This is a genomic window from Bradyrhizobium sp. USDA 4504 (assembly GCF_054063995.1).
In genome coordinates this window covers 2,325,873-2,340,981 of sequence record NZ_JBSSGV010000001.1, presented here as the reverse complement: position 1 = coordinate 2,340,981, position 15,109 = coordinate 2,325,873, and the positions used below count along the sequence as shown (strand labels likewise).

General features: G+C 64.9%; 15 protein-coding genes and 2 pseudogenes. 6 read left to right on the top strand and 11 right to left on the bottom strand.

The annotated features are described in order from the left end of the window. Nucleotides 1–14: 14 nt before the first annotated feature. The 3 genes from ACVMB1_RS10425 to ACVMB1_RS10415 all read right to left on the bottom strand — a co-directional run bounded on the left by ACVMB1_RS10425 (nucleotide 15) and on the right by ACVMB1_RS10415 (nucleotide 2,052). The gene (locus tag ACVMB1_RS10425) at nucleotides 15–383 is read right to left on the bottom strand and encodes an ArsC family reductase (RefSeq protein WP_456848534.1); all 369 of its coding nucleotides are present in this window, start codon (nucleotides 381–383) and stop codon (nucleotides 15–17) included. Between the two features lie 98 nt (nucleotides 384–481). Next, nucleotides 482–991 (bottom strand): cytochrome P460 family protein, encoded by a 510-nt coding sequence (locus tag ACVMB1_RS10420; protein WP_141342298.1) that lies wholly within the window; start codon nucleotides 989–991, stop codon nucleotides 482–484. A gap of 20 nt (nucleotides 992–1,011) precedes the next feature. After that, the gene (locus tag ACVMB1_RS10415; protein ID WP_141342297.1) at nucleotides 1,012–2,052 is read right to left on the bottom strand and encodes an alpha/beta fold hydrolase; all 1,041 of its coding nucleotides are present in this window, start codon (nucleotides 2,050–2,052) and stop codon (nucleotides 1,012–1,014) included. A 164-nt stretch (nucleotides 2,053–2,216) separates the two neighbouring features. Between ACVMB1_RS10415 and ACVMB1_RS10410 the strand changes: the two genes are divergently transcribed. Further along, nucleotides 2,217–3,770, top strand: coding sequence for a winged helix-turn-helix domain-containing protein (locus tag ACVMB1_RS10410; protein ID WP_141342296.1), 1,554 nt, complete (start codon nucleotides 2,217–2,219; stop codon nucleotides 3,768–3,770). Nucleotides 3,771–3,806: 36 nt separating this feature from the next. Here ACVMB1_RS10410 and ACVMB1_RS10405 read toward each other — a convergent pair. Continuing rightward, nucleotides 3,807–4,571: pseudogene (locus ACVMB1_RS10405) on the bottom strand (SDR family NAD(P)-dependent oxidoreductase). A gap of 156 nt (nucleotides 4,572–4,727) precedes the next feature. On the opposite strand from ACVMB1_RS10405, the pseudogene ACVMB1_RS10400 reads away from it, so the two are divergent. Then, a pseudogene (locus tag ACVMB1_RS10400) lies at nucleotides 4,728–5,472 on the top strand (LysR substrate-binding domain-containing protein); the annotation flags it as partial. A gap of 156 nt (nucleotides 5,473–5,628) precedes the next feature. Here the strand turns inward: ACVMB1_RS10400 and ACVMB1_RS10395 are convergent. Together ACVMB1_RS10395 and ACVMB1_RS10390 are read right to left on the bottom strand one after the other, a co-directional pair. Next, entirely contained in the window at nucleotides 5,629–6,270 is a 642-nt protein-coding gene (locus tag ACVMB1_RS10395; RefSeq protein WP_141342294.1) for a glutathione S-transferase family protein, read from the bottom strand. Nucleotides 6,271–6,696: 426 nt separating this feature from the next. After that, on the bottom strand, nucleotides 6,697–8,025 hold the full coding sequence (locus ACVMB1_RS10390; RefSeq protein ID WP_076831866.1) for a dicarboxylate/amino acid:cation symporter: 1,329 nt from the start codon (nucleotides 8,023–8,025) through the stop codon (nucleotides 6,697–6,699). A gap of 140 nt (nucleotides 8,026–8,165) precedes the next feature. Between ACVMB1_RS10390 and ACVMB1_RS10385 the strand changes: the two genes are divergently transcribed. Both ACVMB1_RS10385 and ACVMB1_RS10380 read left to right on the top strand, forming a co-directional pair. Then, nucleotides 8,166–8,324 carry a DUF5993 family protein gene (locus tag ACVMB1_RS10385; RefSeq protein WP_168855627.1) on the top strand — a complete coding sequence of 53 codons (159 nt, stop codon included), beginning with the start codon at nucleotides 8,166–8,168 and terminating at the stop codon, nucleotides 8,322–8,324. Nucleotides 8,325–8,332: 8 nt separating this feature from the next. Continuing rightward, on the top strand, nucleotides 8,333–8,878 hold the full coding sequence (locus ACVMB1_RS10380; protein ID WP_141342293.1) for a disulfide bond formation protein B: 546 nt from the start codon (nucleotides 8,333–8,335) through the stop codon (nucleotides 8,876–8,878). Between the two features lie 5 nt (nucleotides 8,879–8,883). Here ACVMB1_RS10380 and ACVMB1_RS10375 read toward each other — a convergent pair whose 3' ends face one another. Then, entirely contained in the window at nucleotides 8,884–9,588 is a 705-nt protein-coding gene (locus ACVMB1_RS10375; RefSeq protein ID WP_141342292.1) for a glutathione S-transferase family protein, read from the bottom strand. A gap of 79 nt (nucleotides 9,589–9,667) precedes the next feature. Between ACVMB1_RS10375 and ACVMB1_RS10370 the strand changes: the two genes are divergently transcribed. After that, a complete protein-coding gene (locus ACVMB1_RS10370; protein ID WP_141342291.1) occupies nucleotides 9,668–10,549 on the top strand; it encodes an SDR family oxidoreductase in 882 nt (293 codons plus the stop codon). A gap of 32 nt (nucleotides 10,550–10,581) precedes the next feature. Here ACVMB1_RS10370 and ACVMB1_RS10365 read toward each other — a convergent pair whose 3' ends face one another. After that, complete coding sequence (locus ACVMB1_RS10365) at nucleotides 10,582–10,926, bottom strand: Lin0512 family protein (RefSeq protein ID WP_076831854.1); 345 nt, start codon at nucleotides 10,924–10,926, stop codon at nucleotides 10,582–10,584. Between the two features lie 62 nt (nucleotides 10,927–10,988). After that, nucleotides 10,989–12,212: an MFS transporter gene (locus ACVMB1_RS10360; RefSeq protein WP_141342290.1), complete on the bottom strand. Its 1,224-nt coding sequence runs from the start codon at nucleotides 12,210–12,212 to the stop codon at nucleotides 10,989–10,991. 97 nt (nucleotides 12,213–12,309) lie between these two features. On the opposite strand from ACVMB1_RS10360, the gene ACVMB1_RS10355 reads away from it, so the two are divergent. Next, on the top strand, nucleotides 12,310–13,251 hold the full coding sequence (locus ACVMB1_RS10355) for a LysR family transcriptional regulator (protein WP_141342289.1): 942 nt from the start codon (nucleotides 12,310–12,312) through the stop codon (nucleotides 13,249–13,251). A gap of 48 nt (nucleotides 13,252–13,299) precedes the next feature. Here the strand turns inward: ACVMB1_RS10355 and ACVMB1_RS10350 are convergent, their stop codons facing one another. Continuing rightward, nucleotides 13,300–14,004 (bottom strand): PA1136 family autoinducer-binding transcriptional regulator, encoded by a 705-nt coding sequence (locus tag ACVMB1_RS10350; protein ID WP_141342288.1) that lies wholly within the window; start codon nucleotides 14,002–14,004, stop codon nucleotides 13,300–13,302. Between the two features lie 156 nt (nucleotides 14,005–14,160). Further along, nucleotides 14,161–15,036, bottom strand: coding sequence for a glyoxalase III HchA (hchA, locus tag ACVMB1_RS10345; RefSeq protein WP_456848532.1), 876 nt, complete (start codon nucleotides 15,034–15,036; stop codon nucleotides 14,161–14,163). Nucleotides 15,037–15,109: the final 73 nt, after the last annotated feature.

The window sequence follows — 15,109 nt, the reverse complement described above, 5'->3', positions numbered from 1 at the left end:
TCGCTGGAAGCGCCTTAGCCCTTCTTGCGCGCCTTCGCCGGCACTTCCTTGGCGTAGATGTCCGGCTTGAAGCCGACCACGCGCTTGCCCCCGAGATCGAGCACCGGGCGCTTGATCATCGAGGGCTGCTCGGCCATCAGCGCCAGCGCCTTGCGCTCGTTCAAGCCTTCCTTGTCGGCATCGGGCAGCTTCTTGAAGGTGGTGCCGGCGCGATTGAGCAGTGTCTCCCAGCCGACCTCGTCGCTCCACTGCTTGAGCTTATCCTTGGCGATCCCGGCGGTCTTGTAGTCGTGGAAGTCGTAGGCGACGTCGTGATCGTCGAGCCAGGCCCGCGCCTTCTTCATGGTGTCGCAGTTCTTGATGCCGTGAATGGTGATGGTCAATGCCGTTCCCCGCATGCGATTGCGGCGGGAAATTAGCCTCGCGGCAATCCCGGCGCCAGATCGGAGCCATCAGGTCTCCACACCGATATTGCCGGCATTCAATGCGCATAGTGCGTGAAGACGAAATCGTGATCGCTGGCATGGGCCTCGTGGCAGGCGAAACAGGTCTCGTGCTGAGCGGCATCGACCGGCTTGCCGTCGACGAAGCGGCCGAACCCCCAGCCTCCGGTCGATGCATATTTGGCCGCGTCCTTGACCATGACCTGCACCGTGGTCGCCGGCCCCGCGATGAAGGCGCCGTTGAGGCCATCAACGGGCTTGCGCTTCCAGGCCAGCTTGACCAGCACGGTGCCGTCGGGGAAACGCGCGGCGCCGTCCTGATAGGCCTTCACGGCGGTGGCGTTGCCGAGCACGCTGCGAAGCTCATCGAGCCCGGTCTCCTCGCCGACCGCGATCAGCTTCCAGTCGCGATAGCCGTCAGGGATTTTCACGCCGAAGATCGGCGATGCCGGTGCAGCATCATCGGCATGCCCGACGGCGAACGGCAATGACGCGCTGATGCAGGCTGCTGCGGTCGCGGCAGCTGCCCATTTCACAATTTGTCTCATGATCCCCGATCCGCTCCGTCTCAGACCTTGCTGACGTCGATGATGGCCTGGACGAAGGCCTGCGGCGCCTCCTGCGGCAGATTGTGGCCGATGCCGCCGGTCAGAAGCCGATGCTCATAGTGGCCGGAGAATTTCTTGGCATAGGCCGCGGGCTCCGGATGCGGCGCGCCGTTGGCATCGCCTTCCATCGTAATGGTCGGGATCGCGATGACGGGCGCCTGGGCGAGCGTCTTCTCGAACGCGTCGTACTTCGCCTCGCCCTCGGCGAGACCAAGCCGCCAGCGGTAATTGTGGATCACGATATCGACGTGATCAGGATTCTCGAAGGCCGCCGCGCTGCGGTCGTAGGTGGCGTCGTCGAACTTCCACTGCGGCGACGCCAGCTGCCAGATCAGCTTGTTGAAATCGTGCCGGTTCTTGGCATAGCCCTCGCGGCCGCGCTCGGTCGCGAAATAGAACTGGTACCACCATTGCAGCTCGGCCTTCGGCGGCAGCGGCATCTTGCCGGCCGCCTGGCTGCCGATCAGATAGCCGCTCACCGAGACCATGGCTTTACAGCGCTCGGGCCAGAGCACCGCCATGATGTTGGCGGTGCGCGCGCCCCAATCATAGCCGCCGAGCACGGCCTTCTCGATCTTCAACGCGTCCATCAGCGCGATGATGTCGGCTGAGACCGCGACCGGCTGGCCGCTGCGCATGGTGTCGCTGGAGAGGAAGCGCGTGGTGCCATAGCCGCGCAGATGCGGCACGATCACGCGGTAGCCGGCCTCGGCCAGCGCCGGCGCGACGTCGGCATAGCTGTGGATGTCGTAGGGCCAGCCGTGCAGCAGGATCACTGCGGGACCGGACGCAGGACCCATCTCGACATAGCCGGTATTAAGCACGCCGGCATTGATCTGTTTGACCGGACCGATCGTGGTGTGGGCGCCGGCCTTGATCGCAGGCAGCGCCGGCTTGGACTGAGCCTGAGCGGAACCGACAAACCCGAACCGGGAAGCGGCAAGGATCCCGCCGGCGATGCCAAGGAAGCGGCGGCGCTGCTGATTGATGGACTGCGACATGGCGATCTCCTTAAGTCTGGTGTCGGGATTGAATATTGCAGAGACCGCCCCCGTCCGCTTTCAGAGGACGTGGATTTGTCCTTCAGAGCGTCGTGATTTTGGCTCCACCCAGCCTGTGCTAGGTTCCGCCACGAACTCAGCCGCCGGCCGCCGGACTCTTCGATTTGACTTACCATTTCAACGACTTGACCCTCGATTCCGAGCGCCGTGAGCTGCGCCGCGGCGATGCTCTGGTGGCCGTCGAGCCGCAGGTCTTCGACCTCATCGAGTTCCTGATCCGCGCCCGCGATCGGGTGGTCAGCCGCGACGAGGTGCTGGCCGCCGTCTGGCACGGCCGGATCGTCTCGGAAGCGACGCTGAGCAGCCGGATCAACGCCGCGCGGACGGCGATCGGCGACAATGGCGAGGAGCAGCGGCTGATCCGCACCCTGCCCCGCAAGGGTCTCCGCTTTGTCGGCGATGTCCGCGAGGTCACCGCGCACGATCGCCCTGTTGCAGACAATGCCAGCCCGCCGCGGCCGAGCGAGGGTCCGTCGATCGCGGTGCTGCCCTTCACCAATATGAGCGGCGATCCCGAGCAGGATTATTTCGCCGACGGCATCGCCGAGGACATCACCACCGCGCTGGCGCGTTGCAGCCGCCTCACGGTGATCGCGCGCAACTCCGCCTTCACCTACAAAGGCAAGGCGGTCGACATCCGCCAGGTCGGCCGCGATCTCGGCGTCGGCTATGTGCTCGAAGGCAGCGTCCGCCGCGGCGGCGATCGGTTGCGGATCACCGGGCAGTTGATCGACGCCAGCTCTGGCGCGCATCTGTGGGCCGACCGCTTCGACGGCGCGGCCGCCGACGTGTTCGATCTGCAGGACCGCATCACCGAGAACGTGGTCGGCGCGATCGAGCCGACCCTGCTCGTCGCGGAAGCCGAACGGCTGCGGGCAGCGCCGCCCGACAGGCTCGACGCCTACGACCTGCTGCTGCGCGCCTACAGCCTGCGTTACGAGTTCACGCCCGAGAGCATGGAAGCGGCGCTCGATTGCCTCGACCAGGCGCTGGCGCTCGACCCCGCCTACGCGCCCGCACTGGCGGCCTCCGCCTATTGTCATGCGATGCGCCATGTCCAGGGCTGGCTGAAGCTGAACGATGCCTACCGCGAACGCGCGGTCGCGCAGGCCTGGCGCGCGGTCGAGCTGGCGCCCGGTGACCCGCAGGTGTTGTGGATGGCGGCGTTCGCGATCTGGAACATGGCCGACGAGATTGAGCCTGCGCGCGACCTGTTCGAGCGGTCGCTTGCGATCAATCCGAACTCGGCGATGGCGCTCGTGCTCGGCGGCTGGATCGAGGCGATGCGCGGTAATCAGAAAGCCGGCCGCGCCATGATCGAGCGCGCGCAACGGCTGAACCCGCGCGACCCGCGCGGCTGGTTCGCCGCCGCGGCGCTGGCGATCTGCGCAGTGCTCGACCGAAATTTTGCCGAAGCAGTGATGTGGGCCGACAAGGCGCTGGCGCAGAACCGCCGCTTCGCGGTGGCGCTGCGCGTCCTGATCGTGGCGCTGGTCAGGACCGGCGACACCGCACGCGCGGCCCAGATCGCGCGCGAGCTGCTCAAGGTCGACCCGGAGTTCACGATCTCCGGCTTCCTGTCGCGGATTCCCTTTCCGGTGGAAGCGATGTCCGCGACCTATCGCGAGACGCTGAAGGCGGCCGGCGTCCCGGACTGATGCTGCTCCGGCGGCGCGACGTCATTCACCCGCTGGTCAGGCCAAGATACCTCCATCGACCACCAAGGCATGGCCGACCACAAAGCTTGCCGCCGAACCGCATAACCATAGAACAGCGGCAGCGATTTCTTCAGGTTCACCAAGGCGTCCGATCGGTTCGGCTGCTACGAACGCCTTGACGATCTCTGGATCGTTGTTCCTTGTTACCCGCTTCGCCATCGGAGTATTGCCGATAATGCCCGGGCATACTGCGTTGATACCGATGCCCTTCCCGGCATAATCGAGTGCGGAGGCGCGGGTGAGACCTATCACCCCGAATTTGCTGGCGGAATAGGCGGCGCGCCCTTTGGAGCCCCTCATCCCGCCGATCGACGAGCAGTTGACGATTGCGCCGCTTCCTTGTGCGGTCATGTGGCGAAGCTCCGCCTTCATGCAGTTCCACACACCGCGCAGATTGACATCGATGATGTTGTCAAACTCGGCATCTTCCGTTTCAACCAATGGCGCAGCATCGCAGTTGATGCCCGCATTGTTGAAAGCTGCATCGAGCTTCCCGTAAGTCTCGATCGCCTGCTCGATCATTGCGTTCACCTGGCCCCGATCCGTTACATCGCAGCCGACGGCAAGGACGTCATGACCCGCGGATCACAGTTCAGCAGCGGCAGTTTCGAGCAACGCTGTGTTGCTGTCTGCAACGACCACGGACGCGCCTGCAACACCAAATGCCCTGGCTGTCGCCAGACCAATGCCACCAGCGGCGCCGGTAACAAGCGCAACCTTTCCTTCGAAGCTCTCTACCATTGCTGACCTTTCAAAATGCTGGATCTCGTCGAATAGGCGGCGCTGCTCAGAGTGACGGAATTGGCTTACTCAGCTTGCTCAGTGTCATCACACGCGCATGCGGGTGATCCAGTATTCCAGAGACGCCGATTGTTGAGCCGAGAGGCCGCGGCGTACAACCGCACCACGCGAAGCGTTGCGCCGACTCCGGCGGGAGAGCGCCTGCTCCGAAGCGTCGGGCCGAAATTTGAGGAAATGGACGCCGAGCTGTCGGCCCTTGGCGAGTTGCGGGAGAAACCGGCCGGCAACATCCGGATCACTGCGACCGAACACGCCGCCGAAGCGATCCTGCTGCCCGCCCTGGCGAAGATCCTGCCGAATTACCCGGACATCAGTGTCGAAGTCATTGTCGACTACGGCCTGGCGAACATCGTTGCGCAGCGATACGACGCCGGTATCCGACCTGGCGAGCTGGTCGCCAAAGACATGATTGCCGTTCGCGTCGGACCGGATTTGCGGTCCGCGGTCGTGGGCGCTCCGTCATATTTTGCCAACCGAAAGAGGCCGCGCACGCCCCAGGATCTGACCAGCCACAACTGCCTGAACCTGCGCCTGCCGACCCATGGCGGGCTCTACGCTTGGGAATTCGAGAAGGACGGGCGCGCGCTCAACGTGCGGGTCGACGGCCAGCTCGTCTTCAACGGCGCAGGCCCGCTCCTGCAAGCGGCGTTGAACGGCTTTGGCCTCGCATACCTGATGGAGCGTAACGTGCAGCCCTACGTCTCCGACGGACGGCTCGTTCGGGTACTGTCGGATTGGTGTCCTCCATTTTCCGGATACCACCTGTACTACCCTAGCCGTCGTCAACCTTCACCGGCATTCTCGCTGCTGGTTGAAGCTCTTCGGTTATCGAGGGAAGTAGGCGGCACTCCCGCTTGCGGCCGTTCGGCGATCTCGGGAGATGACCGCTTTTTCGCCGCTGTGGGGGTTGAGCGCACATCAGCGCCAGCCGCTAATGAGTACACAGCCCGGGCAGTGGACTTGTAAGCGTGGAGCCACAGCCGGCTTGAAGCGAGCACTACAATCCCGGTGATCTCGCCGCCCAAGCCTTGGTGGCCTGACAGCTTTCCATCGCTCGCGTGTAGGCAGGGCGTGCCGTCGTGCGGGCGAGATAGTCCCGCTCGGTAAGACCGGGGACGTAGTTGCCGGTTCGCATGCCGAGCAGAAGGGCGTAGCTCACCGAGATATCGGCAGCGGTGAATCGGTCGCCGGCGAGATAGGGGCAATCCGCGAGGCGGCGGATAACCAACCCCAGCCGGCTCTCGAAGGTCTCGAATGCCCAGCAGGTAACCCGGGCATCTCGCTCGGCTTCGGGCGCCAGTTGGCGACCGACAATGACGGCGTTCATCGGCCCGGCGAGCCCGGCCTCGCCCAGATGGAGAAATTGCAGATAGGACGCGAAGGCGGGATCGTCCGGAGCAACGGCAAGCGAACCTGAGCCGTGCCGGGCGAGCAGGTACTCGAGAATCGCGATCGATTCGACCATGATCGTCTCGCCGTCCTGCAGTACCGGAATGAAGCCGGCAGGGTTGATGGCGAGGAAATCGCGATCATTCTCGACTGCGAACAGATCGACCGGGCGCAGCCGATAAGCCAACCCTAGTTCCTCGAGCAGCCAGACAACACGGAAGCCACGACCTTCGCCATAGACGGTGAGCATAGTTAAGCGTTCCTGGATTGGGCTGGATGGACGAACTCGCTGAGGTGAGCCAGTCCCGCCACGGACTATCGATGGAGCATCATGCACGCAAGGCTTGGCGCATAGTCGTCATCCTACAGTGCGGGCCCTTCCCACTTCATGGGTTCACGACCTGGGCTGCGGCCGCGAACGAGACGCGTTCCCCTCTCCCGCCTGCGACGCAGTCAGTTGCAGAGGCCCGCAGATGCCATATGCGACAGCCTTGGGACGAGCGGACACCTGCGCAATTTCGGAATATTAGAAGAGTATCCCTGAGTTGCCCGACATGTCAAGTTGCCTGCTCGAACATGCCTGCTCGAACACCGGCCGCCGCCGGCTGCTTTGCATGGGGTTGTTTTCGATATTTTGGCAGCGCCCTATCCGACGGCCCCTTAACTTCATATTGCTCTAGCCTGAGCCGCCCGGCTCCAGCGCCTCGCCGAGCTCGAGCGGATGCGCCATCGTCTCGTGCAGCGCCTGCTTGTCGAGCTCGCCTTCCGACAGGCTGATCACGACGCAGGCGACGCCGTTGCCGATCAGGTTGGTGAGCGCGCGGCACTCGCTCATGAACTTGTCGATGCCGACCAGGATCGCGATCGACTGGATCGGAATATCGGGCACGATCGACAGCGTTGCGGCGAGCGTGATGAAGCCGGCGCCGGTGACGCCGGACGCGCCCTTCGAGGTGATCATGGCGATGCCCAAAATGCCGAGCTCCTGCCAGATCGTCAGATGCGTGTTGGTGGCCTGCGCCAGGAACAGCGTCGCCAGCGTCATGTAGATGTTGGTGCCGTCGAGATTGAAGCTGTAGCCGGTCGGCACCACGAGGCCGACCACCGAGCGCGAGGCGCCGAGATGCTCCATCTTCTGGATCATCTGCGGCAGCACCGTCTCCGACGACGACGTGCCGAGCACGATCAGGAGCTCGTCCTTGATATAGGCGATGAAGCGGATGATCGAGAAGCCGGCGAGCCGCGCGATGGCGCCCAGCACGATCAGCACGAACAGGATGCTGGTGAGGTAGAAGGTCGCGATCAGCGCTGCCAGATTCAGCAGCGAGCCGAGGCCGTAGGCGCCGACCGTGAAGGCCATCGCGCCGAATGCGCCGAGCGGCGCGACGCGGACGATGATCCGGATGATGCCGAAGAACATCTTGGCGGCCGTGTCGATCGCTGACGCAATCGGCTCGCCGACCTTGCCCATGAGAGCGATGGCGAAGCCCGAGAGGATCGAGATCAGCAGCACCTGCAACAGGTCGCCGCGCGCGACCGCGCCGAGATAGCTGTCCGGAATGATCGCCATCAGATGGGCAACGATGCCCTGCTCTTTGGCCTGCGTGACGTAATTGGAGACCGATTTCGGATCGATCGTGGAAGGATCGATGTTGAAGCCGTGGCCGGGCTGTAGCAGCTCGCCGACCAGAAGACCGACCGCAAGCGCCACCGTCGACACCGCCTCGAAATAGATCAAGGTCTTCAACCCGACCCGGCCGACGCGCTTGAGGTCGCCCATCGAGGAGATGCCGTGCACCACGGTGCAGAAGATGACCGGCGCGATCATCATCTTGATCAGCGCGATGAAGCCGTCGCCCAGCGGCTTCAATTCCTTGCCGAGATTCGGATAGAAATATCCGATCAGGACACCTGCCACGATCGCGATCAGCACCTGGACGTAGAGGATCTTGTACCAGGGCTGATGACGGGGATGGGCAACGGGCTTGATGGCGGCTGTGGTCATGAGGTGCCCCGGCTGGGATGAACTCAACTGGTGATGCCATCTTGGCGGAGCCGCGCGCAAGCGACAATGCCCATTCGCACCGTCGCGAGCGCACACGAATCTGTCATAGACTGCGGCCGGCTCGCATCGGGAGGCTGGGAATGGAATTCACGGCATTGTTTCTCGCCATCACCATCGCCCTGCTGGTGGCCTGGCGTGGCCCGCGTCCCGTCGCGATCGGTCTGTTCGCGGTGATCCTGATCGCCTGCGTCGCGACCTTGCTGCACCACGCCACCGACCGTCTCACTTTGTCGTTCTGAGGCCGGCCATGAACGACACGCAGGCCGTCACCCTCAATGCCGTCGCGCTCTATGGGCTGGCGCTGGTACTGGCCGCCGCCTTTGCCGCGCAGCTGCTGCTCCACGAGCTGCCCTGCCCGCTCTGTCTGTTGCAGCGCATCCTGTTCGCCCTGCTGGCGATCGGGCCGATCCTCAATATCCGCTTCGGGCCACGGCCGAGTCATTATGCGTTGTCGCTGCTGACGGCCGTCCTTGGCGCCACGGTCTCGGCCCGGCAGGTGCTGCTGCACATCCTCCCCGGCGACGCCGGTTACGGTTCGGCGCTGCTCGGCTATCGTTATTATACGTGGGCGCTGATCGGATTTGTCGTCGCGATCGTGCTGCTCGCGGCGATACTGCTGTTCGACCGCCAGTTCGAGCACCGCGCGGCGCCGGGCAGCTCGCCCGGCAGGTTCGCGCAAGGTGCGGTGTGGCTGGTGGTCGGGCTGACGGCACTGAATGTGTTCTCCACCCTGCTCGAGTGCGGCTTTGCCGCCTGTGCCGACAATCCCATCGTCTATGAGCTGCTGAAGTAGGTTGCCTAGGGACGCTTCGGAATGTTCAATCCGCGCTCCACCGCCGGCCGCTTGAGACCGCGCTCCAGCCAGGCCGCGACCTGCGTGAACTCGTCGAATTCGACGAGCTCGCGCGCACCGTAGAAGCCGATCAGATTGCGCACCCAGCCGAGCATCGAGATGTCGGCGATGCTGTATTCATCGTCCATGAACCACTGCCGTCCGGCGAGATGCGTCTCCATCACGCGGAGCAGGCGCTTCGACTCGGCGACGTAGCGCTGCAGCGGCCGCTTGTCCTCGTAATCCTTGCCGGCGAATTTGTGGAAGAACCCGACCTGGCCGAACATCGGTCCGATGCCGCCCATCTGGAAATGTACCCACTGGATCGCCTGATAGCGGAGCGCGACGTCCACCGGCAGCAGCTTGCCGGTCTTGTCGGCGAGATATTGCAGGATAGCGCCGGATTCGAACAATGGCAGCGGCTTGCCGCCGGGGCCGTTGGGATCGAGGATCGCCGGAATCTTGCCGTTCGGGTTCAGCGACAGGAACTCCGGCGCCTTCTGGTCATCCTTGTTGAAGTCGACGAGATGGACCTCGTAGGGCAGCCCGATCTCCTCGAGCATGATCGAGACCTTCACGCCGTTCGGCGTCGGCAGCGAATAGAGCTGCAGGCGGTCCGGATGCTGGGCGGGCCAGCGTTTTGTGATGGCAAAGGCAGACAAGTCGGTCATGTCGACATTCTTTTGCAGGGTTGTTGTTGGACGGCTAATGTACGGAGCTCAGTGAAAGCCGCAAGGTCTGCAACCGGCCATGAACGATCAACAGACGGGCGCAACGACAGGCGCAATGCTCGGCCTCTCCGACGACGAACTCGCAACGCACCCGACCGTGTTCGCCCCCGATGCGCTCGCCGGTCGGGTGGTCGTGGTGTCCGGCGGCGCCGGCGGCATCGGCCGCGCCATCGCATGGCTGTTCGCGCGGCTCGGCGCGCATGTCGTCGTCGCAGGCCGCAATGCCGGCAGGCTCGACGCACTGGTCGATCGTCTCGTCCATCGCGGGCTCAAGGCGTCCGCGCATGTCGCCGACATCAAGGATCCCGACGCGGTCGATGCAATGTTCGAGGCGCTGTGGACCGAGCACGGCCGTGTCGATCATCTCGTCAACAGCGCCGGCGGCCAGTTCCCGCAACCCGCGATCGACGTCTCGATCAAGGGCTGGAATGCGGTCATCAACACCAACCTCAACGGCACCTGGTACATGATGCAGGCCGCGGCGCAGCGCTGGCGCGACCGCAAGCATCCCGGCAGCATCGTCAATATCGTCGTGGTCACGACGCACGGCCTCTACGGCATTGCACACTCGATCGCGGCACGCTCCGGCGTGATCGGCCTGTCGCGCGCGCTCGCGGTCGAATGGGCGCCGCTGAACATCCGCATCAACTGCATCGCGCCCGGCGCGATCGAGACCGAGGGCTGGAACGTCTACAGCGAAGCGGCGCGCGCCGCCTACCCGCGCTCCAATCCGATGATGCGCCCGGGCACCCCCTGGGACATTGCGGAGGCCGCCGTCTACCTCGCCGCGCCCTCCGGCAAGTTCATCACCGGCGAGACGCTGACCGTCGACGGCGGCGGCCAGCATTGGGGCGAGACCTGGACGACCGGCAAGCCCGACTATTTCAGAGGCGGCGAATAACGCCCGCATGGCGGTCGCCCGACGCGCTTCCCTCACTTGCCGTCGTCGAAGCTGACGATGACGGCGGCGTTCGCGATCAGGATCGGGTCGTTGCCGAGATCGGACGGAATCTCGAGCCCGCCCGCGATCGCCTTCACGGTCTTGGTGCCATAGGGCAATTCCTTCGCGACCGCTTCGATATCGACATCTTCGGGATTCGGCACGGCGATCGTGACGTCGACGAACATGTCGTTGGCGGTCTTGCCGAGCATGCGGAAGAAGCCGAGGCTGGAATGACGGATGGCATCCGAGACGGCCCGCTTGGCGGCCTTGGTGGCGTCGCGGCCGTGGACGTCGACGCCCATGCCCATTTCGGTGATACAGCGCACGCGTGTCATGAAGGTTCCTGTTGTCGTTGGCGTGAGAGACCTTCACTCCTTCGGCCCCTGCGTGCGCGGCGTCAAGCCGGGTCCCTCGCCTCGCTTACGCGCTTGTGATCGCCGCGCGCCAGCATCCATGCCGCAATACCGGCAAGGATCGCCGCAGCCACCACCATGATGCAGGCCGCGCCCCAGCCCCATGCCGAGACCACGGCGCCGACCGCGATTGGACCGGTGACCTGGCCGAAATTGCTGCCCGTCATCAACAGGCCCATCATGACAGGCACCATCGCCGCCGATGGCGCCGCGGCGGGTGCGGTTGCAAGCAACGTCGCCGGGATCAGGCCGCCGATCGCGGAGAACAAAAGGCACAGCCAGAATGCGCCCCAGCCGCCGAGCACCGGCAGGAAGATTCCAAGCGCGGACGTGCCCATCACGAATGCCGCCACGGCAATCAGCAAGTTGCGGCTGACGCCGCGCGCAAGCAGATGACCGGCGGCGAGATTGCCGACGATGTTGCCGGCCGCGGCCAACGCACTCAGCCCGCCGGCGCCTTGACTGGACACGCCGAGCCGCTCGGTCAGCAGGATCGGCAGGAAGCTGAACAACGCAAAGAACATCAGGCTGTAGAGCGCAAACAGCACCATCAGAAGCGCCGGGGTGCGGCGCCGCGCCAGCGCGGTGGCTTCCTGCATCAGGCCGCTCCGCGCCGGGCCGGTCCGCGATGCCACTTCAGGCACAATGACGCCGGCGAGTACGAACAGCAGGGCGACAAAGGCAGCACTGGCCCACCAGATCGTGCGCCAGCCATCGAAGATCGGGCCGGCGACCAGCGCCAGCGCGATCCCGAACGGCATCACGCAGCTCCACACCGCCATGGTGACGTCGCGCGCGCTGACATCGACGACACGATCCAGCAATGCAGGAGCCGCGACCATCACCAGCAGGAAGCCGAGCCCTTCCAGCAGGCGCGACGCCAACAGCACCGCTAGCTGTGGCGCGAGCGCGCCCGAGGCTGCCCCCAGCGTGACGGCCGCGAGCCCGCACAGCAGCACCTTGCGAGCACCAACCGCGGCAATCACCACGCCCGCCGGAACGCTGCCGACAAGCCCGAGGACCGCAAAGATGCCGGCGATCGTTCCGACCGCGGCAAGGTCGATGCCGAGGCTCTGTTGCAGCATCGAGGCGGCAATCGGAACCTTGCCGACCTGCAGCGCCGCGCCGATCCCGCAACCGATCACGATGGCGACCGTGGCCCATCGCTTCGCCTCGCTCTGCTGCATCACGGCCGTCTCGATCGTCATGCGTCCACTCCGCCCTGGGTCAGAGCACAGAGATAGCGTTTCCCGACCATCGACAGGAGTGATATGTTTTGCATCCGATTGATCGATTTCATAGATCATGCTCGACAACCTCACGCTCGATCAGATCCGCACCTTTGTCGCCGTCGCCGAGAGCGGCAGCTTCCGCGCCGCCGCGGCCAAACTGGCGCGGGTGCAATCCGCGGTCAGCCATGCCATCGCCAACCTCGAGGCCGAACTCGGCCTGACGCTGTTCGACCGCTCCAGCCATCGCCCAGCGCTGACGGCCGAGGGCAAGGCACTGCTGGGCAACGCGCGCGACCTGCTGCTTCGTGTCGACGCGATGCGGGCGCGGGCACGCGGCCTGGGCGATGGCGTGGAATCGGAACTGTCGCTGGTGGTCGATACGCTGTTTCCGATCGCCGCCGTCGGCGCGGCGCTGACGGAAATGCGGGCGGCCTATCCGTCCGTCGGCGTGCGGCTCGCGGTCGAACCGATGGGCGGTCCGATCGCTGGCTTGACCGAACGGCGCAGCACGCTCGCGGTCACGTTCGGCGAGGATTTTCGCGATCCGCGTCTTGCGCTCGATGCGATCTGCGCGGTGCAGATCGTCGCCGTCGCCTCCGCCGGCCATCCGCTCGCGCGCCGCGGCCGCAAGAGCGTGGCGGATCTCGCCGATCATCTGCAGATCGTGCTGTCGGATCCGACCCCGCTGTCGGAGGGCCGCAGCTTCGGCGTGCTCTCGCCGCAGATCTGCCGGGTGAGCAATCAGGACACCAAGCACGCCATGATCCTGGCCGGGCTCGGCTGGGGCCGGCTGCCGCTCTGGCAGGTGGCGCGCGACCTGAAGGAGCGCCGCCTGGTGCGGGTCGAAACCGGCGCGCTCGGCCGCAACGCCGCGCTCGCGATGGAGGCCTATCTCGCCCACCGGCTCGATGAACCGCTGGGACCTGCGGCACGTGCATTTGCCGATGCATTGACGCGGATCGCTGCGGGCACGCATGCGCCGAAGATCAGGGCGAAGACGGCGAAGAAACACTGAGCCGCAGCTATCGCTCGCCCGGCCCTGTGGCGGCCGACCGCAAGCGCCTCAGTCCTCGATCTCGCCGCTGCGGATCGCAAGCCGGATGGCCTGCGCGGTCGTGGCGACGCCGAGCCGAAGCCGCGCACGCCGCAAATGGTTCTCGACTGTGCGTTCGGACAGGCCGAGCGATGCCGCGATGTCGGCCTGGCGTCGTCCCGCCGAAATCCAGCGCAACACCTCGCGCTCCCGCGGCGACAGGCTCGACGCACCGTTCGGCTCGTGCGCTTCCATCAGCCCGCGGGCGGCGCGGAAGGCCGCGGCGCCGATCATCGTCAGCGCCGCACGCGTCCGCGGCGACGCATCGATCCGCGTTCCGGCGAAGCTCATCGCGCCTTCAAGGCCGCTGCGCCCGAACACCGGAACCTGCAGCCCATGGAAACCGGGCCCGCGCGGCGTGCGCACCACGCGATACTTCTCGCCGCGCGCCGACATCACCTTGGACCAGAAAAACGCCTGGTCCACATTGAGGAAATTGCGCGTCACCGGACAATGCCGGACATAGGTCTCGGCATCGACGGTCACGCCTTTGCCGAACCAGTCGCCTTCGACCCAGTAGATCCGGTCAACCAGGTCCTCACGTGCCGGCGACGCCGAGAACATCACGAACCGGTCGTAGCCGAGCGGCACGCTCGCGGACCGCACCGCCGCCTGGATCGCGGGCAAGCTCTCGCTGCCCTCGATCGCAACCACGGCTTCGATGTAGCGGTCCATGCGGTGCCATCGTGTCGTGCGGAAGGCCGGTCGCGCGCGGCCGAGCGCGTTGAGGATTTTCCCTCAAGCGAGGTCGGCCTGCAAGGCGCGCGACATTGGCCCGCCACCGGCGGCGGGGCGCGGTTCACCCCGCCCGCAGGTTGAGCCGCCGCCCGCTCAGTGCCCGCCGAGCGTATCGAGCAGAGCCCTTGCGGCTGCCTTGCCGACATTATTGGCGGCGAAGGGGCTGTCACCGGTGATCAGCTTGCGATCCTGATGGGTCTTGCCGGTGATGTCCTTGTTCAGGATCTCAACCCCGAGCGCCTGCAACTGTTCGCCGAACGCCCAGGTCAGCGCGCCCGGCATGTAGCCGATATCGGGCGTGGTCCGATCGATGGCGTCGGGAAATGCGCAGATCTTGTAGCCCTTGAAGGGATAGTCGCCCTTGGCTTCGCCGACCGCGGACGCCGGCAGCGCCGCCGGGCCATGGCAAAGCGAGATGATGTGCTTGTCGTTGTCGAGCGCCCATTTCAGGGCGGCCTTCACGTCGGTGCTTTCGGGCAAGCCGATCAGCGCACCATGGCCGCCCGGGATGAACACCGCGATATAGTCGGAATCCTTGCCGAGCTTGTTTTCGATCACGTCGGAGAGCTTCAGCGGCTGCTTCAGCCTGGCGAGATATTTCTGGTAGATGCTCTTGACCGCGTCATCCTCCTTCGGAAACGCCCAGAGCTCGAATTTGACCGGATTGCCCGACACGGTCGCGATATCGAATTCGAAGCCCGCCTTGTCGAGATGATACATCGGCAACAAGGTCTCGACGGGATGGTTGCCGGTCGAGAACATCGTGCCGTTCTGCAACAGCAGATAGCGCTCGTCCGCGGCGATCATCAGAATTTTCCAGCGGCCGCCCCTGTAGGCGTTGGGATAGTCTGCGCCGGAGAGATCCGACTTGGCCGAGGTGAATTGCCCAAGCGAGTAAGGCGACGGAGAGTAAGCATTGTTCTCCGCCGGATCGGCTACGGGACGCTTGTCCTGGGATTGCTCGGACATCGAGATATCCTCTCTCATCGTGTTGCGATCCGGCAAAGGTAAGCACGAGATCCGCGATGAGGAATGAGGGATT

Coding starts and splice junctions, on each gene's coding strand:
- ACVMB1_RS10420 (WP_141342298.1), bottom strand. CDS start 991: ATGAGACAAATTGTGAAATGGGCAGCTGCCGCGACCGCAGCAGCCTGC.
- ACVMB1_RS10415 (WP_141342297.1), bottom strand. CDS start 2,052: ATGTCGCAGTCCATCAATCAGCAGCGCCGCCGCTTCCTTGGCATCGCC.
- ACVMB1_RS10395 (WP_141342294.1), bottom strand. CDS start 6,270: ATGCTCACCGTCTATGGCGAAGGTCGTGGCTTCCGTGTTGTCTGGCTG.
- ACVMB1_RS10390 (WP_076831866.1), bottom strand. CDS start 8,025: ATGACCACAGCCGCCATCAAGCCCGTTGCCCATCCCCGTCATCAGCCC.
- ACVMB1_RS10385 (WP_168855627.1), top strand. CDS start 8,166: ATGGAATTCACGGCATTGTTTCTCGCCATCACCATCGCCCTGCTGGTG.
- ACVMB1_RS10380 (WP_141342293.1), top strand. CDS start 8,333: ATGAACGACACGCAGGCCGTCACCCTCAATGCCGTCGCGCTCTATGGG.
- ACVMB1_RS10375 (WP_141342292.1), bottom strand. CDS start 9,588: ATGACCGACTTGTCTGCCTTTGCCATCACAAAACGCTGGCCCGCCCAG.
- ACVMB1_RS10370 (WP_141342291.1), top strand. CDS start 9,668: ATGAACGATCAACAGACGGGCGCAACGACAGGCGCAATGCTCGGCCTC.
- ACVMB1_RS10365 (WP_076831854.1), bottom strand. CDS start 10,926: ATGACACGCGTGCGCTGTATCACCGAAATGGGCATGGGCGTCGACGTC.
- ACVMB1_RS10360 (WP_141342290.1), bottom strand. CDS start 12,212: ATGACGATCGAGACGGCCGTGATGCAGCAGAGCGAGGCGAAGCGATGG.
- ACVMB1_RS10355 (WP_141342289.1), top strand. CDS start 12,310: ATGCTCGACAACCTCACGCTCGATCAGATCCGCACCTTTGTCGCCGTC.
- ACVMB1_RS10350 (WP_141342288.1), bottom strand. CDS start 14,004: ATGGACCGCTACATCGAAGCCGTGGTTGCGATCGAGGGCAGCGAGAGC.
- hchA (WP_456848532.1), bottom strand. CDS start 15,036: ATGTCCGAGCAATCCCAGGACAAGCGTCCCGTAGCCGATCCGGCGGAG.